Here is a 241-nt window from a genome sequence, read left to right on the forward strand (position 1 = left end):
CGGACACGCACGGTCGATTTGGTCCGGTTGCTGCCCGTCGCCTGATCTGTCAGCGGCTTGCCCCGCTTGCCCTTGCGGTGGATGTGGCTCTTGAGCTTCCGGGCGCGCAGCTTGGCCTCCATCGCCTCGGACCGATAGGCCGCATCCGCCCAGACCCCCGCGCCGGTATTGCCCCGCATCAGCAGGTGATCCACCGCTTGGCTGTCGTGCAGGGCGGCGTCTGACACGTGGTAGCGGCGCA

Annotated in this window: 1 pseudogene; it reads right to left on the bottom strand. The window is 68.5% G+C overall.

The features are described from left to right. A pseudogene (locus tag ACH107_RS34010) lies at positions 1-241 on the bottom strand (IS5/IS1182 family transposase); the annotation flags it as partial.

It is taken from the genome of Roseovarius halophilus (ex Wu et al. 2025), from assembly GCF_047086965.1.